Origin of the sequence: Dehalobacter sp. TBBPA1, assembly GCF_040931655.1 — a bacterium.
GTDB classification, from domain to species: Bacteria; Bacillota; Desulfitobacteriia; order Desulfitobacteriales; family Syntrophobotulaceae; genus Dehalobacter; species Dehalobacter restrictus.
In genome coordinates, this window is the sequence record NZ_CP162385.1 from 1,745,005 (window position 1) to 1,771,378 (window position 26,374).

Consider the following 26,374-nt stretch of genomic DNA (forward strand, 5'->3'; position numbering starts at 1 on the left):
CCTAACCGCTCTTCGGCTATTGCGCCCTCCTTGGCGCAAAAAGCCGCGCTCCGCATCGTGCTCCGCTTGGGCGCGGATAGACTACATGGCGTTGATTTTGAGTATATAAAGTAATAGGAAAAGCGCCTCAAATGAAGCGCCATCATTAGACTGAATATCTTATTTTATAGTATCTTCCTTCGAATCAGGATATATACTGCAGTTCCCGTAACCAGCGCAGCAATCGCCACGACGAAGCCAAACCCATATGGATTTGAATCGCGGAAAGGGACATTGACATTCATTCCCCAGAAACTTGCGATCATCGTCGGAATCGCTAAAATAATCGTCATCGACGTTAAGAATTTCATGACCATATTCAAGTTGTTCGAAATAATGGATGCAAACGTATCTGTCAGATTCGTAAAAATCCTGCTGTACATCTCAACCATCTGAACAGCCTGATTGTTTTCAATGATGACATCTTCCAGCAAATCCTCATCTTCTTCATGAATCTGAATGAGATGCCGGCACTGATTATTTGAGCGAATGCGCAGCAGCCGGTCCATAACAATGCCATTGGAACGAAGCGAGGAAGTGAAGTACGTTAAACCCTGCTGGAGATCCATCAGTTCGAATAGTTCTTTGTTTTTCATGGTTCTGCGCAGGTCCACTTCAATTTGTTCACTTAACCTGCTGATTTGGCGCAGATATCTTAAATAATACGTTGCCGACTTGTAGAGGATCTGAAACAAAAACCTTGTTCGCTTGGCCGTATTGAAAGAACGCCGGTTATACTCATTAAATTCGAGAACAACGGGGTTATTTTCGAGACAGACCGTGATAATGTTTTCAGTCGTTATAACGATACCCAAAGGCAACGTGTCATAACTCGTCTCACTTAACATGACCGGTATATTAATAAGAATAAGCGCAGAATCATCTTCGATTTCAATACGCGGACGTTCTTCTTCATCAAGCGCCGCTTTTAGAAAATCAAGCGGGCAGTTGGTTTTTTCCGCAATCAGAACAAGTTCATCTGACGCGGGATTAACAAGGTTGACCCAGGCATTTCGCGTCAGGCTGTTCAGGTCATATTCCTGGTAATTAATTCCATCATTTTTATAGATTCTGAGCACAGCTTCCCCCCCGTTTTCCGCAGGAAGAAAGTCTCAGAATCAAATGATCAACGCTATCTGCTTGATGACAGAACTATTTTCAATGTTCAAAAAATCGTAAGAAAACTAAGACTTTTTCCTGCTTTATACTATTGTAGATTTCTATTCCTCCGTAGGAACCATCACCGTCCAGTTTTCTCACCTGCTCTCATTTTTAGAAAACTTGGCTGATGCCAAGCCTTTTGGCATCGCCTTCGTTTCACTGAAAAAAGACTCTAATGTTTCAAAAGTCTTTCGAAGCCTATAAAAAATATACTCTCTAATCAGGCATAAGTCAAACATTAATGAAAAATGACCGGCTGAACACGTACCGGCCATTTTTTATAATAATTTTTTGGACACCGAATTAAATAAAGTTTCCGTTCATCCTATTGTAACTTGTCAGGTGGTCATACCACCGTCCGACATGTACAATATATCACAAATCACATGAGTATACAAGTACTTTAGGTGATAGTTTTAAAATTTTTTACATTTTTTTGGATGGTGCCAAAAGTGCACCTCCAAATGCTAGATTCTTTTGTCCAACATTTGGGGTGCACTTCAATATGATGTCTTTTATTTAGGGCTAAGTTGTGTTACAGTCAACTAGTTTGTCATTAAATACGCGTCGATCGAAGCTGCAGCCGTTTTTCCAGCGCCCATTGCCAGAATGACAGTGGCTGCGCCGGTCACGATGTCTCCGCCGGCATACACACCCGGAATCGAGGTCGCCATGGTCGTCTCATCGGCTACGATGTTCCCCCACTTGTTCAGTTCCAAACCTGCTGTCGTGGTGGTCACGAGCGGATTCGGTCCCTGGCCGATCGAGACTACGACGGTCTGCACCGGCAGGTCAAACTCGGAACCTTCAATCGCTACCGGACGGCGGCGTCCGGATGCATCCGGCTCACCCAGCTCATATTTCAGACAGGTCATGCTCTTGACATTACCGTTTTCGTCACCATTGATCGCAATCGGATTGGTCAGGATCTTAAATTGAATGCCTTCTTCCTCAGCATGATGCACTTCCTCAACACGCGCCGGCAGTTCGGTCATGGAACGGCGATAAACGATGTATACGTCTTTGGCGCCGAGACGAAGTGCTGTTCTGGCTGCGTCCATGGCCACGTTGCCGCCGCCAAGTACCGCGACCTGCTCCCCTACTTTGATAGGGGTCGCATGATTCGGGAAATCATAGGCTTTCATCAGGTTCGACCGGGTCAGAAACTCATTGGCGGAATATACGCCGTTGTAATTTTCACCCGGAATCTTCATAAAGTATGGCAATCCAGCGCCGGTGCCGATAAATACGGCATCATAGCCGTTTGCCAGCAACTCCTGAACAGAAGTGACTTTGCCGACAACCTGGTTAACCAGGATTTCGACGCCCATATCTTTTAAGCTGTTGATTTCTTTCTGAACAATGGCTTTCGGCAGACGGAATTCAGGAATTCCGTACATCAGTACGCCGCCGGCCACATGCAAGGCTTCCAGAACGGTTACGGCATGGCCTTTGCGGGCAAGCTCAGCTGCACAGGTCAGTCCGGCAGGACCAGCACCAATCACGGCTACTTTTTTGCCTGACGGCGTTGCTTTTTCTAATTTGCTTGTACCGTTGGCCATTTCGTAATCCGCTGCAAAGCGCTCCAAACGGCCGATTGCAACCGGTTCGCCCTTTACGCCAAGGATACACTGGGCTTCACACTGGGATTCCTGCGGGCAGACACGTCCGCAAATTGCCGGCAGGGTATTTTTACCTTTTAAGATGGACGCGGCTTCGAGGTGTTCACCCTCGGCTATTTTATTGATAAACTGCGGAATATCTACCCCTACCGGGCAGCCTTCCACACATTTTGGCTTCTTGCACTGAATGCAGCGTTTGGCCTCTTCTGCAGCAGTCTCTACCGTGTATCCCAGCGCAACTTCGCTGAAATTTTTCCCCCGGACAATCGGGTCCTGACAGGGCATATCATGTCGTGGTGCTTTTGATGCCATGATTATTTGCCCTCCTTTGCACACTGGCACTTGACTTTACCGTAAGCGACAGCTTCTTCGTTTTTAAAGAAGGCCGAACGTTTCATGGCCAGGTCAAAATCTACCTTGTGGCCGTCAAATTCTGGCCCGTCAACACAGGCAAATTTGGTTTCGCCGCCGACATCGAGTCTGCAGGCACCGCACATTCCTGTTCCGTCGACCATGACAGGATTCATACTGACGATGGTCTTGATGCCAAGAGGTCTGGTGAAATTCGCTACGGATTTCATCATAACGACCGGACCAATCGCCCAGATCGTATCAACTTTGATGCCCTGGTCCAAAACGGACTGAATGCCGTGCGTGACAAAACCTTTCATACCATAAGTCCCGTCATCGGTTGTAATGATGACTTCATCACTTACAGCCCGCATTTCGTCTTCGAGGATCAGCAGGTCTTTGGTTCTTGCTCCGAGAATGGAGATGACCTTGTTGCCTGCTTCTTTCAGGCCGCGCGCAATCGGATGAACCGGCGCGACGCCCACGCCGCCGCCAATGCACAGAACCGTACCGTAATTCTCGATTTCGGTGGCTTGTCCGAGCGGACCTACAAATGTAACAAAAGAATCCCCCTCCTGCATCCGGGTAATCAGATTGGATGAATAGCCTACTTCCTGGATGACGATGGTGATTGTCCCTTTATCCCGATTAAAGTCCATGATGGTCAAAGGGATCCTTTCAGATTCCTCATTTTGTCGAACAATGACAAATTCGCCGGGTTGGGCTTTTTTGGCGACTTCCGGAGCTTCTACTTCCAGCAGTGTAATAATGTCCGCCAACTGCCTTCTTTTGACTACCTTATACACGTTGTCTCCCCCTCAGGATTATTCGTTGTACCGACCAAACGGATGAATGGCGCCTTTTCCCAAGCTATACAAGTATATACATCTATGTTTGGCACAGTAACACGTATTTGATACTTTACCTTGTTTATTATAAATGAACTTTTGCCTCGAAATCAAGTCTTTTAATTGTAAAATGTCCTTAGGGCACGAAAAAACTCATTATATAATATCATATTTTTAGTTTTATTCTAAAATATTTTTTCTAAATCTCTTTTTTAAATCTCTTTATAGAAGATAAAAACAATTAATGATTGTCCGACAGCATGGTTTCCCGTGTCAGAAGTGCGACCCCAATCGAATTATCCGAACTCCATCCCGGCTTTGCCCAAAATAATCTGGCCTGAGATTCCAGCTTCTTTTCAAGCTGATTCCTTAGATATTGATTTGAGGCTACTCCGCCGACAATCAGAATATCTCTGAGTCCGGTATCGTCAACAGCTTTGGTCAATACCTTATAAATCGTCCGGACAATACATCCTTCCACCGCCCGGGCCAGATCGGCCGGACGTTTTTTTTCTTCGATCAGACGCTGAACTGCCGACTCGACGCCCGAAAAACTCATCTCATATCCTTTGACCGAGGAAGGCAGCAGGGAAGAAGATCCAGGCGCTGATTTTAAAGCCAGTTTTTCGAGCTCCTTTCCCGCCGGGAAAGATAGTCCCAGACGCACGCCGACCCTGTCTACAAATTGACCGGCATGCAGATCACTGCTTCCGCCAAGAATCTGCAAACTTAGTTTTCCCGGAGAATCCTTCCGGACTTTCAATACTTCCGTTGTTCCTCCCGAAAGGTGGACAGCCAAAAAATCCGTCAAAGCAAAACCTTCGGCGGATTCCAATCCTGCAGCCAGATGTCCTTCCTGATGACTCGTCGTTACAAGCTTTACATTTAAAGCGCTGGCCAGAGATGAAGCAACCGACCTTCCTGCCAGAAAGACCGGCATATAGGATTGCTCTGCCGGACGAGGCGCCGTACTGACGCCAATGCCGGCAATTTCCGGCCATATCGTTGGCGGAACCAGGGCCAGTAGTTCCGGAAGATTTTTAATATGATTAAAAAGAGCTTCCGACTGGGCCAAGCCTTTCTCTCCCTGAGGAACTTCGAGTAGGCGTCTTTTTTCCCAGACCAGATGCTTTTCTTGATCCACCACGGCAACGGATGTCGTGTATGCGCTTGTATCAAGACCTAAGAACATCATTTTTCACTCTCGTCCATCAGCTTGTCTAAAATACCGTTAATGAATTTTGCTGAATCATCCCCGCCGAACCTTTTGGCAATCTCAATCGCTTCATTTAAAGTGACCCGCTGGGGCGTGCCGGGGCTGTACAGCATTTCATAGGCAGCAAGCCGCATCAGATTACGGTCCACATTGCCCATCCTGTCCAGGGCCCATTCGTGGGAAGTCGAAGCAAGCTTGGCATCAATATCCGTTTTGTTCTGCAGGGTTCCTTCAACCAGTTCCCTAATAAAATCTGCCGTCTTATCAGAGACGGCAAATTCCTGGATCCAATGCTGCAGGACTTGTTCCCGCTTGTCCGTTTCTCCCGTTATATCAATTTGATAAAGTATTTGCAGTGCCGTTTCGCGGGCCTTTCTTCGGCCCATTATTTTACTCATGAATATGCCTCCGGAATTTCATTCTACGTTTTATGTTTGCCCCAAAAAGGTATTCTATGTATTACTTTGCTCAGTCCGGTAGGCCAAACCCCATCATCCCAGCATTTTCCCAAGTAATATCCCCCGCAGGATAAGGCAGCTAAAAGCAGCGTCTGCCAAAATCCCAGCAAAATAAACATCAAAGCCACAAAAAAACCAATCAAAAAACCAAAAAATTTACCAGGATGATTATCAAGACACCATAGAAAAAAAATATTGAGTTTATCTCCGATATTTCTCCAGAAATTGCTCATCTCTCCACCCTGCTGCACTGTTCTATTTTTCTTTCAAATCTTTTTCTTTATTCGTTTTATCTTTGCTGTCTTTGACGTCCTTGATCTCAGCCGTGTTTTTAAACGCGATGCCTTGAATATGAACGTTGATGACCATGACGGTTAATCCGGTCATCCCTTCAATCGCTTCTTTCACAACGACCTGTACCTTCTGGGCTACATCAGGAATTGACACCCCGTACTGGACGGCAATAAACAAATCCACGGAAGCTTCTTTTTCGTCAATTTCAACTTTGATGCCCCTGGAACCTTTGGATGTATTTTTGCCCCGGCCTAAAATATTGGCGATATCCTGGGCGAAACCTCCGCTTAACTCAGCGACTCCCTCAACTTCCGAAGCTGCCATTCCGGCAATCACTTCGACGACCTCATCAGCAATTTTGACTGACCCAATTGAATGATCTATTTTGTTATTATCCATTATCGCACCTCATTTTCCATCTTCAACCTGTTATTATTTTTATTATAACAGAATCCCCCGTTGCCGCAAATCCCCCTGCCTGATTAACGTAAATTTCATTCCTGAATAACGCAAATATGGAACATTTCCCACCGGACCCGATTCTCAGATTTTTTCCGACGTGTCTTTGACGACTGCTACTTCGATTTGATCAACTGAAAAACCGGTAATTTCCGATGCCGTGTTTTGGATAATAAACATGTCCTGAACTTTTAATTGGTTTGTCAGGACTGTAACCGTGGCCTTTTGCGTGTTGACTTCCGAAACAATATCTGTAAAACCTTTCATTTTCAGCACATTCTCAATTTCGGCTTCCCTGCTGATCTTGTCGCTTAAGGCCAGCCAGCGCTGCTGCGCCTGACTGCGTGTCTCCGTGATATCGGACGCCAGCAGAGGCTCCAGCATGTTAAGTGTTTCCTGTCTGGTCTGTTCCCGTTTGATCCTATAATTAACAAAGTAGTTTTCCCCCTGATTTTCCGTCAGTTCAATAATTTCTGCTGAGAAACAAACGGAATCCGGGATATTGACCGGCAAGCCTTCTTCCTTTTGCTGCCCAAAACATGCTTGGCTGAGCCAAACAATGGAGCATACCGCGATGGCCGGAATCACGGTGATCCAGATCAAGGATGCTTTTATTTTGAGGTCCAATTCAGACGCCCCCCATTGGAACAACGCTGATTTTGGCCGGTTCAATATTCAACAGCGTCCTGACCGCTTCAAATACTTGTTCCTTTATTTTGGGATCACTTGCTCCCTGCGCGATAACCAATACTCCCGTGACCTGTGGACGCTCCTCCGTAATGATTAAAGCATTTTCGCCGACGACCACGATCTTGTTATTCTGAGTTACCTCTTCCGTCTCTCTGGTTCCGCCGTCTTTATCCGTTTCCTTGGAAGTTTTTTTCGTAACGCTTTCATCCCTGGCATACTGTTTCTTTACATCGGAGATCAGGGTAACCAGGACCTTCGTTTTGCCAACGCCCTGAATTTTTTCCAGATTGGCTGCAAGTTTTTCTTCAAGTTGTTTTTCCAATGCAGTAAAACCCGATTCATTTTCTGGAACGGCTGTTACCGTTTCAGCCGGGAGTTGGACTGATGCAGCGGACTGATCCTCCTGTGAGGTAAAAATAAGAATGGCTGCGACGATTACCAGCAAGATCACGGCCAACGTAATCTTTTCTGTGATCACCTGCTTGAAAAATCCCATACTGACTTCCTTCCTCCTATTTTTCTTCCTGCACAAACACGATTTCTTCCGGCAGCTGCATGAGTGCTGCAACCTGTTTTTTTATTTCCATTGCTTTCGCTGACACAGCCGCTCCCTGACCCTCGGCCTGGTCTGTGTTGACGCCTCCGATAATGACCGGCTTAACAGGCTCAATGCTGACACTTTGCTGACTGAAATGGATCTCGACTTTTTGGATTTGCGGATAGTCAGCAAATCCCTCTCCACCGTCCTCCAGTTCAACATTCGTATCCGAGCTTTTGACCCCTTCCACCCCGGATACAAGGGCCTGAATCTGGCTAACCAGAATCCTGCGGTATTGTTCGATCACCAGAGCATTTGCTTCCGTGGAAGAATTGTCTTCTCCGTCAGAACTATTTTCCTGTGCCAGAACAGGCAAGTCTCCGGAAGAACTGCCGGCCCAGGCCGGCACGCTATTTTCAAAGTCCCAGTTCAGTAGATCTGCCAACGGATTCAGGATTGCCGCAATCACAAACAGCCCCATGACCATCTGCACAAATCCCCGCATGGATTTATTCGGCAGAAGCATCTCGAGAAAGGAGGCCAGCAATAGAATGAAAGCCAGGTTGCGGATCAGCGTCTTTAATCCTTCCATTTTTCCACACCTCAAAATCAGCGAAGCATTACCGCCAAATTTCCAGTCCCGACAATGATCACAATCGTCATAAAAAACATGATACCGACGGATGTAACGGTTACAAAAATATATAATAAGCCTTTGGACATGTCCTGAAGACTATCCGCAAGTTCTTTTTCTCCCAGAGGTTCGACCAGCGCCGCAGCCAGTTTAAAAGTAAACATCATCGCGATAATCTTAATCGCCGGCAGAAAAGTAATGATGATAATCGCAATCATTGCTACGATCCCCAGCGCGTTCTTAAGCAAGAGACCTGAGCTTGCCACGATCTCAACAGCGTCTTTGAAAAATTTGCCGGCAACCGGGATCAAATCTGCTGCATATTTTACCGTCCTCAGCGTGACCCCGTCGGCTACGCCCCCTGTTACGCCTTGTACCGACATAATGCCGATAAAAACCGTCATGACGATACCAATACTGAGTTTACCTCCGAACTCCAGCAGAGAGGCTAATTTACTGAGCTTGAACTGTTCGGAAATGTTATTGAACAGCCTCAGGATAATGCTCAGGAAAAAAAGCGGCAACACAATGTTTTTGATTACCGTAGCCAAAAAGATCAGACTGCCGATGACCATCGGTTTAAACAAGGCTGCGCTGGTCAGACTGCCCATGGTCAGCAGGACAGTATACATGGCCGGGAGGATGATCTGCATAAAAGAAACCATATTGTCAATGGACGCATTGCCAACATCCAGTGCAATACGAAAAGATGTCATCGCAAGCGCCAACAGAACAAGATATACGAGCATTCGGGCTATCCTGCTTACTTCGCCTGTAAAAGCAGACTGCAGTTGATTGATGATTGCGCAGATCACAGCGAGCACCAGCAGCTTTGCAATCAAAGGCGCGTTGGTGACTACCTGTTTTAGCAGAGCCTTGACAATACTGCTGCCGATGCCCTGCAGACTAAAATTAACCTCGCCGTTTTTAATGCTTTCAAAGATCTCTGTTAAAGAAAAATCAGGCAGAGCGTCCTGAACATCGCGGTCCAGTTGATTCAAAAATTCTCTGACTTTAGATAAATCGATCTCCTCGGACAAATCTACTTCTTCGGACACGCCCATCTCCCCGGAAGTCTCTGCTTCCGCAAATCGTTTATCCGCCTCCGTCCCTGTGTAACTCGTCTCCTGACTTTCTGCCGCCAGGGTCACCACTGGAAAAGCAAATACCAGGGTCATCCATATGGCAAGCCCCAGCGCAGCCAAGACTTTTTTTGTCATCCGTATCGCTCCTCACGCCAGCAGCTTCATCATGGATTCCATAATCGCTGCAATGATCGGGATAGCCAAAATGACCACGAATACTTTGGCTGCAATTTCAACTTTTGTGGCCAGTGCATTCTCTCCGGCATCCCGGCAGATTTGGCCTCCCAATTCCGCCAAATAGGCTACTCCCACGATTTTAAGAACAATGAACAAGTAGTAGGAACTGATATCTGCCTGATCAGCCAGTTTCTGCAGCAGATCAACCACCAGTCTGATTTTGTCCATGATCAGCAGAAATATGGTTACCCCTGCCAGAATGCTTAGCTGAATTGCAATCTCAGGTTTAATTTGTTTCAGAACAGCTCCGAGAACCGTGACAATGATGGCGAGTCCAATCACTTGTGCTATTTCCATTGCCAGAGCCCCCTAGTATAGATTAAATACGCTTTTCACCAGAACAAACAGATCGGAGATTCCCTGGATGACCAGATACAACACGACCACAACCCCGGCAATGGTAACCATCTGGGCCTGCTCTTTCTTACCGGCCTCATTCAGGATAATTGCACAAATGCCCACCAATAGACCAATACCTGCTACCTTCAAAATGAGGTCAATACTCATCGCGAACCCTACCTCCTCACATGATCATAATGACAACCGCAATTCCGCCCAGGAAACCGAGGTAAGACCACATCTTTGCCCTGCTTTCTGCCTGCTGCCTGGCCTTTTCGTCTACGCCTGCCAAATGCCGCTGAACAAGTTCGAGCTGTTTATGCTGTTCATTCCGGTCCGACCTGCCCAATCCCTGACTAATTCCACTGATCACCAGCCAATCGTCCTCTATCAGGCAGGTTTTCCGGCGGTGCATTTCAATGCTTTTTTTCCAGGCCTGAGAAGCATTTTCTCCGGCTCTGATCTTTTCCTCGAGACTCGCAAAAAACAGGTGCCAGGGAGGACCGGTTCTTTCCTTAAGTACCTGGAAAGCATCCGGCAGGGGTGTTGCTCCCCAGTATATCTCCGTATCCAGCAGCGCCAAGGCATTGATCATTTCCCTGATTTCCTGCGGACGTTTCTTAATTTGATTTGCTCTGATAATCCCCAAACAGCCGAATCCAATAATTAGCCCAAGATAACCTGCAACCAACATACTTTTCGCCTCCAGCGGCCTAATAAAGCGGACCAATCAACTAGTGAAACATTCTTTATATAACTACCCTTAACTACCCTCTTGGCTTAGAGACTAACCTAAGCAAACTTATCACCAGTCTGGGGGGTACAATACCGCTGTGAGCGGAGCACGATGCGGAGCGCGGCTTTTTGCGCCATAGATGGCGCAACAGCCGAAAAGCGGTATTGTGCCCCACAGACTTGCCCAAAAAATAGTTCAATCATTTTGAGATGAATCTGAGAGTAGTACTAATGTCGCGATGCCATGGAAGGCTTATTAAACAAATTAACGCCGCTCGCCATGTCATAAACGGCTTCCACTGTGCCTGGACCGTTTGCCCTGCTTAACACAACAACCCTTTCAAACGTCTCTCTATTCAGCAATTCCCTGAGATGGGCCCTTTTTTGCAGTTCGTCCAGAGAACCGGCATGGACCGTAGCCAGAATTTTTACGCCGCAGCGAACGGCCTCCCCAAGCGCCGCGGCATCTTCCCGCCCCCCCAGTTCATCAACAGCAACCACCTCAGGCGCCATAGACCTAATCAGCATGATCAGTCCCTGGGCCTTGGGACATCTGTCCAGCACATCTGTGCGGCAGCCAAGATCAAAAGAAGGAATGCCTTGCCACATTCCGGCAATCTCACTTCTTTCATCAACCACGCCGACAGTATGACCTTTTAGTTTTAGCTGAGGTACACCGTTGCTGAGATTTTTTACTAAAAATCTCAGCATTGTGGTCTTCCCTGCTCTCGGAGGTGAAACAAGCAAAGTATGGCAGACTGTATTTTCCTGATTGATCAGTAAGCCCAGCAATTCCGGAACGATCATTTCCGGCTGTCTCGCTAAACGAATATTCAAAGCGGAAATATGGCGCATGATTCTGATCTTGCCATGTTCAACGACTGTTTCTCCGCTTAATCCCACGCGGTGCCCACCGGGCAAAGTCAGAAAACCCTGCCGTAATTCCTCCTCAGCGGCATATACAGAACTGAAGGTCATTTTTTCCAGCGTTTCCAACAGGTCTTCACGCTTGACAATATACGCTAGATTCTTTGTTCCGGTTTGCCCCGCCGAAGTACAGAAATATTCCCTGGTTCCTGTTCTAAAGAGGACAGGCTGGTTGATTCTGAGACGAATTTCCTCAATATTTTCCGTGTCGGGTAAAGCCCCTGCCGCCTTGCGGATCATTCCGCCCAGCCGTTCCCCAAACCAACGGATAATCCCTTCACCCTCTGATTCCGGATTAAAGAGTACATCATTTTTATTTCTAGGAAATTCCGTTAAAGGTGAAGCAAAGCTTACCTTCATGTTTTAACCTCCTCTGTATTAGAAGGTATGTCCTAATAAACGTTTTTAGAATTACCAGTTTGTTCGGAGAAAATAAAAAACAGCCTCAATGGCCGTTTTAAGGAAAATTAAACATGAAGGGCCCCTTGCCAAAGATAAATCACCTTGAGTCTCCTTTCTACATATCTTACATGAAAAGGAGTGGGAGGTGCTCTATGCTTATCCATGTCGTCAAAGCGAATCAAACTTTGGATCAGATTGCAATTACATATCGGGTCTCGCCGGCATCAATCATAAGCGTGAATGGACTTGTTGAACCTGTACAATTGCTAACCGGACTAGCATTAGTTATACCGACTGAAGATGTCCTCCATATTGTGAAATCGGGAGAAACATTATGGAGAATTGCCCAGATTTATGGAACGACCGTACAAGTCATTCTCGGAAACAATCAAATTACGAACCCTGCCAATATTTATCCTGGTCAGTTGATCACCATTCCTGCCAGGCGGCATCGCGTCCTTGCTGGGGAGACTTTATGGTTTATTGCTCAAAAATATCAAGTCTCTTTACAAAACCTCATTAAAGTCAATAACATCACGAACGCCAATTTGATCTATCCGGGCACCGTACTCATGATCCCGCGTAAGCCTCGCCCAACCATTGATGTCAATGGCTATATCTATCGTTTCAGTCAGGACGCGGTTGCTACTGTCAATCGGGAAGCTGAACATCTTACATATTTAAGTCCTTTTGCCTACTTGATTAGAGAGGATGGAAGTCTGCAGGCAATCGACGATCTTCCGTTCATTCAAGCTGCCATAACAAAAAAAGCGGTCCCGATGATGTCCGTTACCAATTTTACGTCAACTACGCGTGGGGAAAATCTTGCTCATCTGGTCTTGACCAATACCGAAGCCATTAATCGGTTAATGACAAATGTCATCAATATCATGAAAGAAAAGGGTTATCGGGGACTTAACATTGATTTTGAAAACGTACTTCCCGAGGATAGAGAAGCTTATAACGCTTTGCTTCAAATAGCCGTAACCCGTCTTCATGCAGAGGGTTTCTTCGTTTCAACGGCTTTAGCGCCAAAATTAAGCGCAGAGCAACGGGGATTGCTCTATGAGGCGCACGATTATCCAGCCCATGGCCGAATTGTCGATTTCGTTGTTCTCATGACCTATGAATGGGGTTGGCGTGGTGCTTCACCGCAGGCAATTTCTCCATTGAATCAGATCAAAAGGGTTTTGGATTATGCTGTTTTAGTCATGCCAAGAGACAAAATCTTTTTTGGCTTTCAAATTTATGCCAGAGATTGGCTTTTGCCGCACGTCTCCGGCCAAATTGCCGAAACCTTTGGGATGGATGAAGCAATGTCCAGAGCCCTTCGATACCATGCTGAGATCCAGTACGACACGGTTACCCAGTCCCCTTTCTACCGGTATACGGATACGCAGGGAAGAAGTCACGAAGTGTGGTTTGAGGATGCCCGCAGTGCCCAGGCCAAATTTGATACCGTCAAAGCTTATGGCTTAAGAGGTATTAGTTATTGGGCTTTAGCCTATCCCTTCCCTCAAAACTGGGCCTTGCTGGAAGATAATTTTACAATCCGGAAATGAGCCAAATAAAAAAGGGTTGTTGCTCAAGAAAATTACTTGCCCAACAACCCTTTTTATTCTAATTATTCTTCTTGCGGTAGATAAGATGACTAAGCCCGGGAAACATACGCTCCGCTTCTGGTGTCGATAATCAGGACATCGCCTTCATTCACAAAGAATGGAACCTGAACCGTAGCGCCAGTCTCGACAGTGGCAGCTTTCGTACCGCCTGTGGCCGTATCACCCTTAACTCCGGGCTCACATTCCGTTACTTTAAGCACAACTGTATTGGGAAGGTCTACCCCAATGACTTCGCTATTATAGAGCAAGACACCAAGGTTCATATTTTCTTTGAGCCACTTGACTTCCTGGCCAATTTGAGCCTCGGTCAGCATAATCTGCTCATAGCTTTCATTGTCCATCACAACGAATTGATCACCGTCTTTATACAAATATTGCATCTCACGGCGATCCAGACGGGCTCTGGGAACTTTCTCCCCAGCATTGAATTTTTTTTCGACAACGCCGCCCGTTCTGACATTCTTAACTTTGGCACGCACAAAAGCAGCGCCTTTTCCAGGTTTCACGTGTTGGAATTCGACTATCTGAAATATATCGCCATCCAGTTCAATAGTCACTCCGGTTTTAAAATCGTTTGAAGAAATCATTTTGCTGATCCTCCCATAATATTGTAGATTCTTTTATGTATCAATAACGGATACAAGTCATACCACTAATCAATAATAATGCACTGCTTTGGCGTTTGTGTCAATACTTCCGCACCAGAATTTGTGACAAGCGCAACATCTTCGATTCTGACACCGCCCCAGTCAGGGATATAAATTCCGGGTTCAATGGTAAGTACCATACCCGGTTCGAGTACCGTTTCATCACGGGTATTTAAAAACGGTGTCTCATGGATCTCGATCCCGAGGGAATGCCCCAGACTGTGACCGAAATATTCACCGTAACCAGCACGTGTAATCACTTCTCTGGCTGCCGCGTCGACATCTTTGGCCTTAACGCCGGGCTTCAGAGCTTTAAGCCCGGTCAGTTGTGCCTCGAGCACGATATCGTAAACTTCCAGGTGCTTGCTCTCAGGCTTTCCCAAAAACAGCGTCCGTGTGAAATCGGAACAATACCTTTGGTAGACCGCTCCAATATCGAGCGTTAAAAATTCCCCTTTTTGCATTTTTTTGCTGGAAGCTGTACCGTGCGGCAACGAGGAGCGTATCCCTGAGGCCACAATATAGTCAAACGAACGACTGCTGGCACCCATTTTTCTCTGCGAGAATTCCAGTTCCAGAGAAAGCTCTTCTTCCGTCATTCCTGGATAAATCTTGCTGAGCGTCTGGGCGAAGGCATGGTCCGTGATTTCAATCGCTTGGCGAATCAGCGCAATTTCTGTTTCATCCTTAATTTGTCGAAGCTTCTTGAAGAGTGCTGAGGCATTCTCAAATCTGCGCCCGTCAAGAGTCTTCTGCAGTTTCTGGAAATCGCCCAGGGACAAAGCCTCTTCCTCAATCCCTATCACGATCAGCCCTTTAAGCATTTCCCCGATGACTGTATAGGGATCTCCGGTCACTTTGACAATTTCAAAACCCGGAGCTTCCGTTGCGGCCTGTTCCATGTACCGGAAGTCTGTGAACAGAATGGAACGTTCTGGTTCGATCAGCAAGGTTGCACTGGTTCCCGTGAAACCGCTCAAATAAAAAATATTGGGCGGTGAGGTCACGATCAGCGCATCAAGTTTATTCTCGGCCAGTCTCCGGCGAATCTTTTCCAGCCTCATGGTTGCTATTCCTTTCTTTCTGACGGTACTTTTGAAATTCCAGCGCATAGGCTAAGGCCAGAAAATAACTGTCTGTCCCGAGTCCGCTGATTTGCCCGACGCAAGCTCCAGCGATCACCGAATGGGAACGGAAGCTTTCCCGGGCGTAAATATTCGACAGATGCACTTCGAGAGCGGGTACGCTGACCCCTTTGATCGCATCGTAAAGCGCATAGCTCGTATGGGTCCAGGCCCCGGGGTTAAGGATTAAAAAATCAGACGGCGTTAACTTTGTAATCCAGTCCACAAGCTCTCCTTCATAGTTCGTCTGACGGCACTCGACAGTGAAGCCATGTGTTTGCCCCGTCTCGATCAGTCTGCCGTTCACTTCATCAAGGGTTATTCTGCCGTATATATCCGGTTCTCTCTGCCCGAGAAGATGAAGATTGACACCATGGAAAACATGAATACGGTTCATAGGTCTCTCCTTCTTTATCGATTATTTTCTATAGAAAACAAAATAATGACATAGCCTTTTTCTATCTAAAATAAGGCATATCTCATTATAACGAAAAAATGAAGATTATTAAAATCATTTTAGTGATTTCTTTCAAATCGTTATGAACCGCGTCAGGGACATCTATTTTGGCGCTTCGCTGTTCGTCTTCTCACTGTTCTGGGTTTGACGATAAATGACCCCAAGCGCAGATTTTTCGCCTTCGATCCGCGGAGAATTGACAATGTTAATATTGCTCAGCATGATGCTGGTTTCAATAACTCCATTTCCGGGACATTCTACTTTCCGGATTTCAGTCCTTGGCAGGATAAAATGCACCTCATGCGGAACTGTCGGTTCGCCTATTCTGGCAACCCGGATTTTTACGCCTTCGACTTCAAGGATTACATCATCATACCGTTTTTGGGCACCGGTAAAAGAATTGCCTGGATTGTTGGCGTAAGCTGAACCGGCAGATCCGGAAGCACCATAACCGGAAGCCTGACGATCTGGAATATTGATGAGCTGTCCGATGACCAAAGCACAGGGATCAACGCCGGGGTTTGCTTTGCTGATATCCTGCCAGCAGCACCCGTTTTGGCTGGCTAAAAGGAAAAATGTATCTCCTGACTTTATTGCATACTTTTTCAACGGCCCTACCCCTTTCTACATTTCCATATTATGGGGATCAAGGTTGTCAGGTTCTTTTTTATCTAGGAGGTCTTTGACATCTTTAACGAAATTTAGCTTCATTTACCTCTTGTTTTTATCCTTCTCCATGGTAATTTGAGAAAGTACGAGTTTGGGTATATTTTGCGGACATTGAGACTTTACAATGGCATAAGCATATTGCACTGAGAAGGGCTTTGGAAAATAAGCAAGATACCGGTTTTCCCAATGTGTGGGTGCATATTTGGCCTTGGCATGATGCAAAGCCTTAAAATCGTACGCATGATTCATATATTATAAATATAGGCAAAAAACTTTCGATTCTTTACATCCTTACTTTCTTTACGTCTACTATGCTACTGTAAAAGGCATATGTGCAAATGATTAACAGTCATCCATTGTTGTTCCCTTTCCCCGCATGACTTGTTGTCAAGTCTTTCGATGTGAATCTTCGATACGGCAAATTTTTTAATTTAAAGAACTTGTAAGCGCCTACAAATTCTTCGGTTAATGAAATAATTGACTTGCCGTTCTATTGATAGCAATTAAACACAACGACGGAACCCTTACTCTTGATGAATTTGATATATCGAAAGATGAACCGATTAAATTAAATTATGTAGTTAGGGTGGTAAAAACAAATTAAAGCAGCTGCCGGGGAAATGTTCTCGGCAACTGCTTTAATATGAAGTTGAAATTTACAGCTTGAGCAGACGCTCTGCATTGCCATGGGCAATCTTTTCCTTATCGGAAGGGCTGATTGGTGCAGTTTCAAGAAACGCCCGCGCGTTCTCGTTGCCGATATAAGGATAATCTACAGAGAATATGATCCTGTCTGCTCCCAATACCTGCAAGATAAATTGGAAGTGCGGCAGCGTAAACATACCGCTTGGCGTAACATAAACATGGTTTATAAAGGTCTCAGATATTGTTTTCGGGAGATGTGTCGCTTCCTTGGAAAGTGCTTCATCAAGACGTGCAAGGAAAAACGGCACCATCTCGCCCCAATGACCTGCAATCAGCTGTAAATCGGGATATTTTTCAAAAATACCCGCTAATATCATTCGTAGCATATGGACGCCTACTTCTGCGTGCCACCCCCAGCCAAACGCTGACAACCTTGCACTGACAACAGGGTCTAATCCGGCATAATACGCCTCCTGCACTGTTCTGGCAGGAAATCCCGGGTGCATATAAATGGGCACCTTTAAAAAGTTTGCCATCTCAAGAACAGGCTCAAATTTAGGGTTATCAAGAAAGGTTGCGTCTGCAGACGGTCGTCCGCTAAGTAAAACCCCCTTGAAATTAAGTTCTTTGACGGTGCGTTCCAGTTCATCTGCCGCCGCCTTCGGGTCTGCCCATGGTAGTGTTGCAAAAGCTGCAAAGCGGTCAGGATATCTTTTAACCCTCTCCGCCATTTCATTATTGGCTGCCTGCGCTATCGAAACAGCTTCCGGTGCCGGAATTAGCTGAGTCGCTGTGGTATAAGAAAGCACCTGCATATCTATTTTTCCTGCATCCATGCTTTCCAACCACTTTTCCTCAACATTCCCATCGGTACTCGTTGTGTAATAGGCCAACCCCGGCGAGTGGGAATCGGAAATGTATGGTGTCATTTGCAACAAACTCGTCCATGCAGCTGCGGTTATTTCTTTATTATTTACATGTTCTTCTATTGTAATAATCTTCATTTTTTATTCACATTTCCTTTATGCGTTAATAGATGACGCAATCCCATTGACCCATACGCATTTAACCTTATGGAGGGCTTTAATATCGGTAGTAGGGTCACCATCAACCAAAAGCAAATCCGCCCTGAGACCCGGTTTAATCATCCCTCTGTCAGTGATGAATCCGAATAATCTGGCTGGAAGGCTGGTTGCGCTTTGCAGCGCCTGCACAGGAGTCATGCCTGCAGCCACAAACGCTTCGATTTCATCAAGTAAACCAATGCCGTGGTCGATACTGGCAGGGGCAAAGGGTGCATGATTTGCATCAGTACCTGCAATGACTGGTATTCCCGCATTCATTAAGGCTTTTAGTGTCATATCTATATTTTGCGTATCCAAGTTGACATTGGGGATACGATTTAGAAAAGCGATCGTTTTTTTCATCATGCCCGAAGTAGGAACCGTAATAGTCCCTTTTTTCAACATTTCTTCGATCAGGGATTGCGACATCGGGGCTTCAACCGGAATGTGCGTAATAACATCAACACCTGCATCAATGGCCGTTTTGAAAGTCGCCATCGATACAGCATGAGCGAATACCAGAAGTTTATGTTCGTGTGCTGCCTCCGTCAAGGCGGTAATTGTTTCCTGGGATAAGGGCTTTTCCGCCATACGCGGTTGATCCTCAATGATGATTTTTATATAATCTGCGCCTTTATTAACCTGATCGGCAACGAAAGCTTTGGGATCGTCAATAGGATAAAGCGCAGCTGTGTAACACGTCAATATATCCGAAAATCCCGGGCGTTTTTTCAGGCTGTTTATAAACTCCGTGGAATGAGCCGCCATATCAAGCATAGAGGTGACTCCGTATTTTACACCATTTTCCAGATCATTTAATGCTTCCATATGGACGTGCGCGTCAATCAGTCCGGGCAGCAGTGTACCCCCCTCGCCGTTAATAACCGTGTCCCCTTTGGTTTCGTGGGATATGAAACCATTTTCAATCACAACCGATTTATGATTCGTTAATTTTATGCCATCAAAAATCTGTACATTGGTTATTTCTATTGACATAACTTCCCCTCCTAAATTCTCATTTTGGGTCAAGCGCTTACTTCATATTTGTTCCCGCTAGTCCAATTCCCGACGATCCCTGTTATTCATATGATATTTCCTTCTATTTCATATGCCTGGCAGACCACCTCTCAAAGTAATATTTACTTTATGGTAAAAAAAACTTTACCGTTGACAATGATACTACCGGATGTTACCATTGTCAACGGTAAAGTAAAATATTTTTTACCGTAATAAAATGATGTAATAAGGTGTAACGATCATGCAGAATAAATCCGAACTAATAAAGGAACTAACCGATGTCGGGCATCTTTTTCGCAAGATTCTAACCCGGCCCATAGAATCGAATTGCAAAGTGAATGTAAAGCCTTCGCAAAAGTACGCCCTGATCGCACTGTCAAATTACAGTGAGATGACCATGTCAGAACTCGGTCGGGACCTATTGGTCTCGAAGCAGCAGCTTACCATCATCGTTGGCGAATTGCTGAGAAAGGGTTACGTTGAGCGTTATCTTGATAAGAATAATCTTCGTATTGTCTATGTCCGGCTGACCGAAGAGGGAAGAAACGCTCTTAATGAGATCTATACGCATGTAGAAACCGGACTTTCATCAAAGCTGGATCTACTGTCCGATGAAGAGCTTGACGCGTTAATGTCTGCGGCGGTTTCAATTAAGAAATCGCTCGAGAAAATAGATGAAAATGAATAGGATAAATATAAATATTTAGATAGGAAATGATCAAAGTCACCCTCTCTATTCGGAGCGAATAAGAATACTCAGACGAATTTCCGCTTCTCCGTTTACATAATCCAGTTCCTGAATCAAAAAAGGGACCTCCTTCTGAAGCTGAATTGTATTCACCGCCCGAAGTATTTTCTTCAGTTCCCCTTCTCCGTTTACTTTGATCGTGGCTTGAAAGAAATCCCCTCTTTTCATTGATGGCTGGGTGATATCCATTGCCTTAACCGAAACATTTTCGGATTTGAGGCAATGATTGATTTGTTCCAGCATATGCGGAAGATCGGCGCGATCCGGTATCAGCACATTGTTCTTGGCGCCTTCTGCTAGAATGTCCTGGTATTCCTGCCGGAGTAAGTTTTCTTTTGCACTGACGGTATCTAGTTGCCGGGTCAGCGGTCGCACTGCCAGGACTTGGACTGCGATGACGGCCAATAGAATGATACTCGCGCCCATGATCACAATTCTGCTTAAACTTAACCTATCTAAAAACCGCCACCTTGTAGCAGGCTCAGATAAGAAATCTCTCTGAGATGAGATGTTTCTATCAGATAAAAAGTGCTTTAAAAATTGAAGGTATTTAAAAGACACATTTTTACCTCACTTCAAATTTTTCTTTCTACACGCAAGCAGAACGAAATTGTTTTATCCCGATAATCATAATCGGTCAGGACTGGTTCCCTCCAGCCTTCTTCCGTCAAAACCCCGATTAAACTTGTGATACTAAGATTATCGGAACAGTCCGCATATAGGTACAGCGTATTCTGCCGATAGCTCAGACGATTCAAACGTATACTGCTGTTAAGGCTGGTTAAGGACTTCTGAACCATTGTCAAATCCCCAAATGTATCGCTGCGGTTCCGTTCCCATTCCGACCAGATCTGATTTTTCCGTTCCGCGTTTAGTTCATCGACCTGTTCCTGCAGTGCCGTAATTTCTATCTGGTGCTCAGAAATATGATTGATTAGCGGATAGCAATAACAACCTATCCCGAAGACCATTCCAATAAAAATCATCAGGGCCAGCAGGCATGTTTTTATTTTGGCCGGCCGCAAAAAAATGCAGCCAAAATTGCAGTTTTTCTTTTCTTTCACTCTTTGCCTACCAGCCAGCAGTGCCAGGTAATGAAAATTCATAGAATGGCTATCTGCCGAAAAATCACTGGAATCGAATTCCTGATAAACGGATTCCAGTGTCCGGGCACCCTCAGCCTCTCCTGAATCAATCAGGATATCTGCGATCCGGGTGGCTTCAGCGCTTCCATCCGTGACAACGATATTGAAAGGAATTGTGCAGTCTTTCAGCGCAGTATAAATCTGATATTTCGGAGTCTCCAGTTCACTGCCCGGGATCACCCTTATCACTTCCGGCAAGCCATTGCGATATTGGACAGCCTGGATATTTTGATTATGAAGTTTAAACAGGCAAAGAATTCTTTTTTCTTTTAAAGGTGCCAGGATCCCGCCAAATGCCTGAACAGTATATTCAGCACCGCAAAGTTCATATCCCGTCTGCTGAAGACACCGGGCATAAAGCTCAAGCGTAGTTTTCCTTACGCCAATGACGCTGATCCGAAGATATTCATCCTTCTTCTCGTCCAATACCACGTATTCATAACTAAGTTCGCTGATTGGAACCGGAACTTCCTGTTCAAGCCAGAAATGAACTGTTTTATCCCGATACTTCGGAACAACCCAAGGAATACAAAATTCCCTGATCAGCCCGTTCTGAAAAGGAAGCAACAGATAAACAGGGACTTTTCTCGAACATTTTCGTTGCCCGAATCGTCCCTGACAGTCTTTTTGACGATATTCATCCAGAACCATTTTAAGATTTTCTTCGGTGTCACTGCCTTCGGACCCTGAAAAAGTCTCCAGTGGAAAGCTGGAGACGACAATATCGGAACCCATGTTTCCAAGACGCTTCGAGCGATAAAAAAATCTTATTTCTTGGGCATCAATCTCTAAAAAAAGCATTTTTTCTCGGCCTGCCTTCTAAATAGACGACCATAAAGTACTGGCAAGGCTTTCGTCAAAAACTTTAACTTCAGCCTGAGATCCATCCGAACTTAGATATACCATAATCAAATTTCCGGGGTCAGGAAAGGTATTTCCGGTAATTTCTGCAATACCAAAGCCCGTTTTCCCTGTCTCGGCCTTTTGCTGCGTCACCGTTGGATCAAGTCTGGCAATATAATCAGGGATAAGTCCTGAACCCGTGATCGTTCCGTTTGCAGCAGAAAGTTCATCAATCCTGAGATATATTCCATTGTCGACCTGATACCTGTCCAGCGCTGCTTTGACTTCACGTCCTGTTGTGATGTCGGCTTTCTCCCGAGCTGTTTCTGCATTCCCAACGAAACGCGGGATGACAATTGCGGCTAGGATGGCCAGAATAACGACCACCAGCATAACTTCCAGAAGGGTAAATCCTTTCTCGTTTTTAACCACTTAAGACATTCCTCCCTGTATTTTTTGACGTTTATTTTAATTTTTGCCTGTGATTTAATGGCATGTTCAATTTTATTGTACAAAATATCAGCTTAATGGATCTGTGAGCTTATATCAAAGATCGGCAGGAGAACTCCGATAGCCACGAACCCGACCAGGCCCGCCATAAGAAACACTAGAGCAGGCTCTAAGAGCTTCGTATACTGCTCAATTCGCTCCTCCAGCTCTTTTTTGAACATCCGAGTCATATACGCAAGCATTTCACTAAGTTTGCCGGATTCCTCCGCAATCTCCAGCATTTTTGCAACTTCAGGAGGAAACAGCTTACTCGCCATGATGACCGAGAACATTCTTCTTCCTTCGTTAACAGCAAAAATTAATTGGGTTGTCAATTCCTGCATCAGATGATCCTTGAAAAGGTTTTTCACCAGGAGCAGTGATTCCTGCAGAGACAGCCCCGCGTCCAGCAATCTTCCCAGGACCGAACAAAATTGAATGAGCTGCCTGGTTCTGTTGATCTTACCGGTTCCAGGTATGATGAAGGAATATCCTTTTTTATTCAGCAGCCACACCGTTATGGCCAGAACAGGGATAACGGCTGTCAAATACGGGATACAACAACCCACATTAAACATTATTTTTGTTGCCAGCGGCAATTCCGTCTCAAACCCGCGGAAAAGGGTTTCATACATCGGCAGAATCATAATACTGAGGGTATAGATAATAAACAAAGATGCGACAAGAAGCAGAACCGGATAAAATAAAGCATTTTTGAATTTCTTCTCAAAAAAATACGCGTCCTCCAGATAATCTGCGATATCGATCAACGCAGTCGGCAGAGTCCCGCTTCTTTCGCCGGCTTTGACCATCGTGTCAAACAGGTGCCCCGGAGAGGGAATGATGCCCTGCAAACTGACATGCAGTTCGACGCCAGCCTGAAGAGAGCGGCTAACCTGCTTCCATTGATTTTTATCTAAACCGGTTCTTTCTCTTTCCGCAATGACATCTAATACCGCAAGCAGAGGAATGCCTGCCTCCAGCATTGTTCCCAGCTTACGAGCTGTCCTCCCCCAAAACAGTTTTCTATTTCCCGTCTTGTATCTGATCCACATCGAAGTGAATAATGCCCTGGTGATCTCCACGGGATATAAATGCTGTTCCCTTAGCCCGGAAACAACTCTGCTTTGATCTTCCTCCGCCCAGTAGCCCTTCCGTATATTGCTATTTTTATCAACGGCTTTCCATTTCCAGAGCAATCGCAAACCCTCTTATTGTCCTAATCTATATTTCCGCCCACAGTCTCATGATTTCTTCCAGAGAAGTTATTCCGGCAGCGACTTTCCTAAGCGCATCTTCTTTCAACGTAAGCATTCCAGATTTTCCAGAGACCTTTTCAAGGCTGGCGGCACTGCCTTTTTGCAGAATTAGTTCCTTAATTTCCTGATTGTAGGGAAGATATTCATGAATCCCTATCCTGCCGTTGTATCCGGTCCCATGGCACTTGGAACAGCCTGCCGGTTCATAAATAGCTGATAAGGCTTCCCCGTGAAAAATTTGTTTCTCTTCAGCTAAAACCGGTTTTAATTTCCGGCAATTCAGACATAGTCTCCGGACAAGTCTCTGAGCCAGTACCCCGCAAACCGCCGAAGCTACCATATAGGCATCGATATCCATATCCAATAAACGGGTAAGCGCTTCTGCTGCAGTATTGGTATGAACGGTAGATAAAACAAGGTGCCCGGTCATTGCAGCCGCTGTTGCAATTTTGGCGGTTTCTCTGTCTCTTATTTCCCCTACCATGATAACATCCGGATCCTGACGAAGAATGGATCTCAGGCCACTTGCAAAGTCCAGGCCAATACCGGCATTGACCTGGGCCTGACTGACTCCCGGTAGCCGGTATTCGACAGGGTCTTCGATGGATACCATATTGATGGTTTCAGACTGCAGCTCCCGGATCAGGGCATACAATGTGGTGGTTTTGCCGCTCCCGGTCGGGCCGGAAATGAGGATCAGCCCATGCGGCTGGCGGATAAGCTTTCGAATTTGGTATTCAACATCCTCCCGCATACCCAGTTCTTCCAGGGAGAGACGTGCGGTCTTTTCATCCAGAATCCTGGTCACGACTTTTTCTCCATAGACAGTCGGAAAAGTAGAAACTCTGACATCAATTTTCTTATCAGAAATGTCCAGCATGATTCTGCCATCCTGAGGGAGACGTCTCTGGGTTATATCCAGACCCGACATGACTTTCAAGCGGGCGGTAACACTTCTGGACAGATCCTTTGGCAAGTTTTCCTTAACCATCAGCAGCCCATCTATCCGAAATTTCACGCTGAATCCGGTTTCGATCGGTTCCCAGTGTATATCACTTGCTTTTTCGATAACAGCCTGTCGGAACAGTGAATCAACAAGGCTGACGACCGGCGTTTCCTGGGCATTAATATTTTCTTCAATCTTCCAGCTCACTGATTCGTTTGGATTTAGAACAGCATGTTCCCCAGTTGATCTTTCCAATGTAAAACATTCTCGGATCGCAATTTTGATTTCTTCAGCGGAAGCCAGGAGTGGATCAACCTGATATCCGGTAAAAAGCATCACATCATCCAACGCGGTTCTATCTGTAGGATCCGCCATAGCGATGATGATTCTTTGATTCTGAGCCGCAATCGGAATCAGCGTATATTTCCGGGCCAGTTCTTCCGAAACCAATTTTGCTGCTGAAACATTGACAGGTCTCTCAGCAAGACTGATCATGTTAATTCCTGATATCCGGCTTTTAAATTCCAGGATTTCCTCTTCTGCCAAATACGCTGCAAGAAGTTCTTCAAGTTTTACTCCCTGGTCGAGCAGGGCAAGCTGAGTAGCTATCTCATCGGCATTTGAAATAAGCGCCTTGTTCTCACGGGCATACACGTAAAGTTCTTTAAGTACAAAATCTTTCCAAAATCCTGGTTTGGACTGATCAATCATAAACGTACCTGTACCCGGTAAGGTCGTACTTCCCATCTTCTCCCAACACAAGCTCCCCAACCCTGCACTGTTTCATATTCCCCATTGTTGCCCTGGATGTGATTTGAGTTACATCGTTTTCCCGTATAACATCAACTTTCACAACCATTCCTTCCGAATCGTATTGAATGCTCCCCTGCCAGGAAGGATCATGAGCAAGAACTGCTTTGGCGTATTCCAGCCCGCTGTCAGCCATATAAGCGGTCTTAATTTTTTGGGCCTCGCAGACAACGATACGTTCCTGTGAGCAGATCAGAATAAAGGTCTGAACTCCCATCCAGGATAAAGAAAACGTAACAAGAAGTATCAGTAAAGATACATTACCGCTTTCCCAATTTATTCCGAAGAACTTCTGACGCGAACAGTTCTTTGCCAATAAATGGCTCTTTCCGCCTGCGCTGCTGTTATAGATATTTGCCATAATCCCTCCCTAACCCCAGTACAATGAAATTCACAAATCCTGCTTGCTACCGGAATCGGAACGCCAAGATGTTCACGGTACAAGTCCAAAACTCCGTTAAAGTCCTTGTCCGCAAGATAGTAGCTGTCTGTAATGATCTTACCGTCCTCAAGACAGTTGATACGTAATACTTTGCCTGTCCATGCTACACCTTCTGCTGTAGAAACAGCGGTGGTCAATACCTGACCTGCCCGGACAGCTGCAAAGGAAAGGTCGCCATCTGCCATTAGCCCTTTAGCCATCCGGTACTGGCTGATATACAATTGAAGAACCATTGCCGCAATGATTCCGGTAATGACCAGCGAAACGAGGACTTCTAACAGCGTAAACCCCTTGTTATTTTGCTGTACCGTTTTCTTTGTCAACCCAGCCATATGTTACTCCAACCAGCATAGTCAAACTCTCATCTACTTTATTTCCATTATTTAACTTAATTACTATATTTCTACATATT

Annotated in this window: 30 protein-coding genes; 2 read left to right on the forward strand and 28 right to left on the reverse strand. The window is 45.6% G+C overall.

The window, feature by feature from the left end; genetic code table 11:
- Window positions 1-164 precede the first annotated feature (164 nt).
- The 15 genes from AB3489_RS08575 to spoIIIAA all read right to left on the reverse strand — a co-directional run bounded on the left by AB3489_RS08575 (window position 165) and on the right by spoIIIAA (window position 11,993).
- A complete protein-coding gene (locus AB3489_RS08575) occupies window positions 165-1,118 on the reverse strand; it encodes a magnesium transporter CorA family protein (protein WP_025205486.1) in 954 nt (317 codons plus the stop codon).
- A gap of 627 nt (window positions 1,119-1,745) precedes the next feature.
- The gene (gltA, locus tag AB3489_RS08580; RefSeq protein WP_019225587.1) at window positions 1,746-3,134 is read right to left on the reverse strand and encodes an NADPH-dependent glutamate synthase; all 1,389 of its coding nucleotides are present in this window, start codon (window positions 3,132-3,134) and stop codon (window positions 1,746-1,748) included.
- 2 nt (window positions 3,135-3,136) lie between these two features.
- Window positions 3,137-3,979: a sulfide/dihydroorotate dehydrogenase-like FAD/NAD-binding protein gene (locus AB3489_RS08585; protein WP_368292567.1), complete on the reverse strand. Its 843-nt coding sequence runs from the start codon at window positions 3,977-3,979 to the stop codon at window positions 3,137-3,139.
- 283 nt (window positions 3,980-4,262) lie between these two features.
- Window positions 4,263-5,216: an O-sialoglycoprotein endopeptidase gene (locus tag AB3489_RS08590; protein WP_368292568.1), complete on the reverse strand. Its 954-nt coding sequence runs from the start codon at window positions 5,214-5,216 to the stop codon at window positions 4,263-4,265.
- Window positions 5,213-5,635, reverse strand: a complete 423-nt coding sequence (gene nusB / locus AB3489_RS08595; protein WP_015042521.1) for a transcription antitermination factor NusB — start codon at window positions 5,633-5,635, stop codon at window positions 5,213-5,215. Before nusB ends, AB3489_RS08590 begins: the two co-directional genes overlap by 4 nt.
- Window positions 5,636-5,658: 23 nt before the next feature.
- Window positions 5,659-5,928 carry a DUF2273 domain-containing protein gene (locus tag AB3489_RS08600; protein ID WP_368292569.1) on the reverse strand — a complete coding sequence of 90 codons (270 nt, stop codon included), beginning with the start codon at window positions 5,926-5,928 and terminating at the stop codon, window positions 5,659-5,661.
- A 22-nt stretch (window positions 5,929-5,950) separates the two neighbouring features.
- Window positions 5,951-6,388: an Asp23/Gls24 family envelope stress response protein gene (locus tag AB3489_RS08605; protein ID WP_019225829.1), complete on the reverse strand. Its 438-nt coding sequence runs from the start codon at window positions 6,386-6,388 to the stop codon at window positions 5,951-5,953.
- A 144-nt stretch (window positions 6,389-6,532) separates the two neighbouring features.
- Window positions 6,533-7,075, reverse strand: coding sequence for a SpoIIIAH-like family protein (locus AB3489_RS08610; protein WP_368292570.1), 543 nt, complete (start codon window positions 7,073-7,075; stop codon window positions 6,533-6,535).
- 1 nt (window position 7,076) lies between these two features.
- On the reverse strand, window positions 7,077-7,634 hold the full coding sequence (locus AB3489_RS08615; RefSeq protein ID WP_368292571.1) for a stage III sporulation protein AG: 558 nt from the start codon (window positions 7,632-7,634) through the stop codon (window positions 7,077-7,079).
- Between the two features lie 16 nt (window positions 7,635-7,650).
- Window positions 7,651-8,268 carry a stage III sporulation protein AF gene (spoIIIAF, locus tag AB3489_RS08620; protein ID WP_368292572.1) on the reverse strand — a complete coding sequence of 206 codons (618 nt, stop codon included), beginning with the start codon at window positions 8,266-8,268 and terminating at the stop codon, window positions 7,651-7,653.
- A gap of 17 nt (window positions 8,269-8,285) precedes the next feature.
- Complete coding sequence (gene spoIIIAE / locus AB3489_RS08625; RefSeq protein ID WP_368292573.1) at window positions 8,286-9,530, reverse strand: stage III sporulation protein AE; 1,245 nt, start codon at window positions 9,528-9,530, stop codon at window positions 8,286-8,288.
- 12 nt (window positions 9,531-9,542) lie between these two features.
- On the reverse strand, window positions 9,543-9,929 hold the full coding sequence (gene spoIIIAD, locus AB3489_RS08630; protein WP_019225824.1) for a stage III sporulation protein AD: 387 nt from the start codon (window positions 9,927-9,929) through the stop codon (window positions 9,543-9,545).
- A gap of 12 nt (window positions 9,930-9,941) precedes the next feature.
- Window positions 9,942-10,139 (reverse strand): stage III sporulation protein AC, encoded by a 198-nt coding sequence (gene spoIIIAC, locus AB3489_RS08635; RefSeq protein ID WP_015042513.1) that lies wholly within the window; start codon window positions 10,137-10,139, stop codon window positions 9,942-9,944.
- 16 nt (window positions 10,140-10,155) lie between these two features.
- Window positions 10,156-10,665, reverse strand: a complete 510-nt coding sequence (locus tag AB3489_RS08640; protein ID WP_368292574.1) for a stage III sporulation protein AB — start codon at window positions 10,663-10,665, stop codon at window positions 10,156-10,158.
- A 269-nt stretch (window positions 10,666-10,934) separates the two neighbouring features.
- Window positions 10,935-11,993, reverse strand: a complete 1,059-nt coding sequence (spoIIIAA, locus tag AB3489_RS08645; RefSeq protein WP_368292575.1) for a stage III sporulation protein AA — start codon at window positions 11,991-11,993, stop codon at window positions 10,935-10,937.
- Between the two features lie 194 nt (window positions 11,994-12,187).
- Here spoIIIAA and AB3489_RS08650 point away from each other — a divergent pair, with 194 nt between their 5' ends.
- Window positions 12,188-13,597, forward strand: a complete 1,410-nt coding sequence (locus AB3489_RS08650) for a LysM peptidoglycan-binding domain-containing protein (protein ID WP_368292576.1) — start codon at window positions 12,188-12,190, stop codon at window positions 13,595-13,597.
- Between the two features lie 89 nt (window positions 13,598-13,686).
- On the opposite strand, the gene efp is transcribed toward AB3489_RS08650, so the two are convergent.
- The 6 genes from efp to AB3489_RS08680 form a co-directional block, all read right to left on the reverse strand.
- Window positions 13,687-14,244, reverse strand: a complete 558-nt coding sequence (gene efp, locus AB3489_RS08655) for an elongation factor P (protein ID WP_015042509.1) — start codon at window positions 14,242-14,244, stop codon at window positions 13,687-13,689.
- 65 nt (window positions 14,245-14,309) lie between these two features.
- Window positions 14,310-15,368 carry a M24 family metallopeptidase gene (locus AB3489_RS08660; RefSeq protein WP_368292577.1) on the reverse strand — a complete coding sequence of 353 codons (1,059 nt, stop codon included), beginning with the start codon at window positions 15,366-15,368 and terminating at the stop codon, window positions 14,310-14,312.
- Complete coding sequence (locus tag AB3489_RS08665; protein ID WP_019225819.1) at window positions 15,328-15,825, reverse strand: type II 3-dehydroquinate dehydratase; 498 nt, start codon at window positions 15,823-15,825, stop codon at window positions 15,328-15,330. Before AB3489_RS08665 ends, AB3489_RS08660 begins: the two co-directional genes overlap by 41 nt.
- A gap of 162 nt (window positions 15,826-15,987) precedes the next feature.
- Complete coding sequence (locus tag AB3489_RS08670) at window positions 15,988-16,494, reverse strand: LysM domain-containing protein (RefSeq protein WP_019225818.1); 507 nt, start codon at window positions 16,492-16,494, stop codon at window positions 15,988-15,990.
- 716 nt (window positions 16,495-17,210) lie between these two features.
- Window positions 17,211-18,203, reverse strand: a complete 993-nt coding sequence (locus tag AB3489_RS08675) for an amidohydrolase family protein (protein ID WP_368292578.1) — start codon at window positions 18,201-18,203, stop codon at window positions 17,211-17,213.
- Window positions 18,204-18,221: 18 nt separating this feature from the next.
- Window positions 18,222-19,259, reverse strand: coding sequence for an amidohydrolase family protein (locus tag AB3489_RS08680; protein ID WP_368292579.1), 1,038 nt, complete (start codon window positions 19,257-19,259; stop codon window positions 18,222-18,224).
- Window positions 19,260-19,521: 262 nt separating this feature from the next.
- Between AB3489_RS08680 and AB3489_RS08685 the strand changes: the two genes are divergently transcribed.
- Window positions 19,522-19,968 carry a MarR family winged helix-turn-helix transcriptional regulator gene (locus AB3489_RS08685; RefSeq protein ID WP_019225814.1) on the forward strand — a complete coding sequence of 149 codons (447 nt, stop codon included), beginning with the start codon at window positions 19,522-19,524 and terminating at the stop codon, window positions 19,966-19,968.
- A 45-nt stretch (window positions 19,969-20,013) separates the two neighbouring features.
- On the opposite strand, the gene AB3489_RS08690 is transcribed toward AB3489_RS08685, so the two are convergent.
- The 7 genes from AB3489_RS08690 to AB3489_RS08720 form a co-directional block, all read right to left on the reverse strand.
- A complete protein-coding gene (locus tag AB3489_RS08690; RefSeq protein WP_368292580.1) occupies window positions 20,014-20,454 on the reverse strand; it encodes a hypothetical protein in 441 nt (146 codons plus the stop codon).
- Between the two features lie 149 nt (window positions 20,455-20,603).
- On the reverse strand, window positions 20,604-21,974 hold the full coding sequence (locus tag AB3489_RS08695) for a hypothetical protein (protein ID WP_368292581.1): 1,371 nt from the start codon (window positions 21,972-21,974) through the stop codon (window positions 20,604-20,606).
- Between the two features lie 18 nt (window positions 21,975-21,992).
- On the reverse strand, window positions 21,993-22,448 hold the full coding sequence (locus AB3489_RS08700) for a prepilin-type N-terminal cleavage/methylation domain-containing protein (protein WP_019225811.1): 456 nt from the start codon (window positions 22,446-22,448) through the stop codon (window positions 21,993-21,995).
- Between the two features lie 92 nt (window positions 22,449-22,540).
- The gene (locus tag AB3489_RS08705) at window positions 22,541-23,704 is read right to left on the reverse strand and encodes a type II secretion system F family protein (RefSeq protein ID WP_368292582.1); all 1,164 of its coding nucleotides are present in this window, start codon (window positions 23,702-23,704) and stop codon (window positions 22,541-22,543) included.
- A gap of 25 nt (window positions 23,705-23,729) precedes the next feature.
- The gene (locus AB3489_RS08710) at window positions 23,730-25,472 is read right to left on the reverse strand and encodes a GspE/PulE family protein (RefSeq protein ID WP_368292583.1); all 1,743 of its coding nucleotides are present in this window, start codon (window positions 25,470-25,472) and stop codon (window positions 23,730-23,732) included.
- Window positions 25,414-25,836 (reverse strand): hypothetical protein, encoded by a 423-nt coding sequence (locus AB3489_RS08715; protein WP_368292584.1) that lies wholly within the window; start codon window positions 25,834-25,836, stop codon window positions 25,414-25,416. The genes AB3489_RS08710 and AB3489_RS08715 overlap by 59 nt, the downstream gene beginning before the upstream one ends.
- Window positions 25,797-26,294, reverse strand: coding sequence for a type II secretion system protein (locus tag AB3489_RS08720; RefSeq protein WP_368292585.1), 498 nt, complete (start codon window positions 26,292-26,294; stop codon window positions 25,797-25,799). Before AB3489_RS08720 ends, AB3489_RS08715 begins: the two co-directional genes overlap by 40 nt.
- Between the last annotated feature and the right edge of the window lie 80 nt (window positions 26,295-26,374).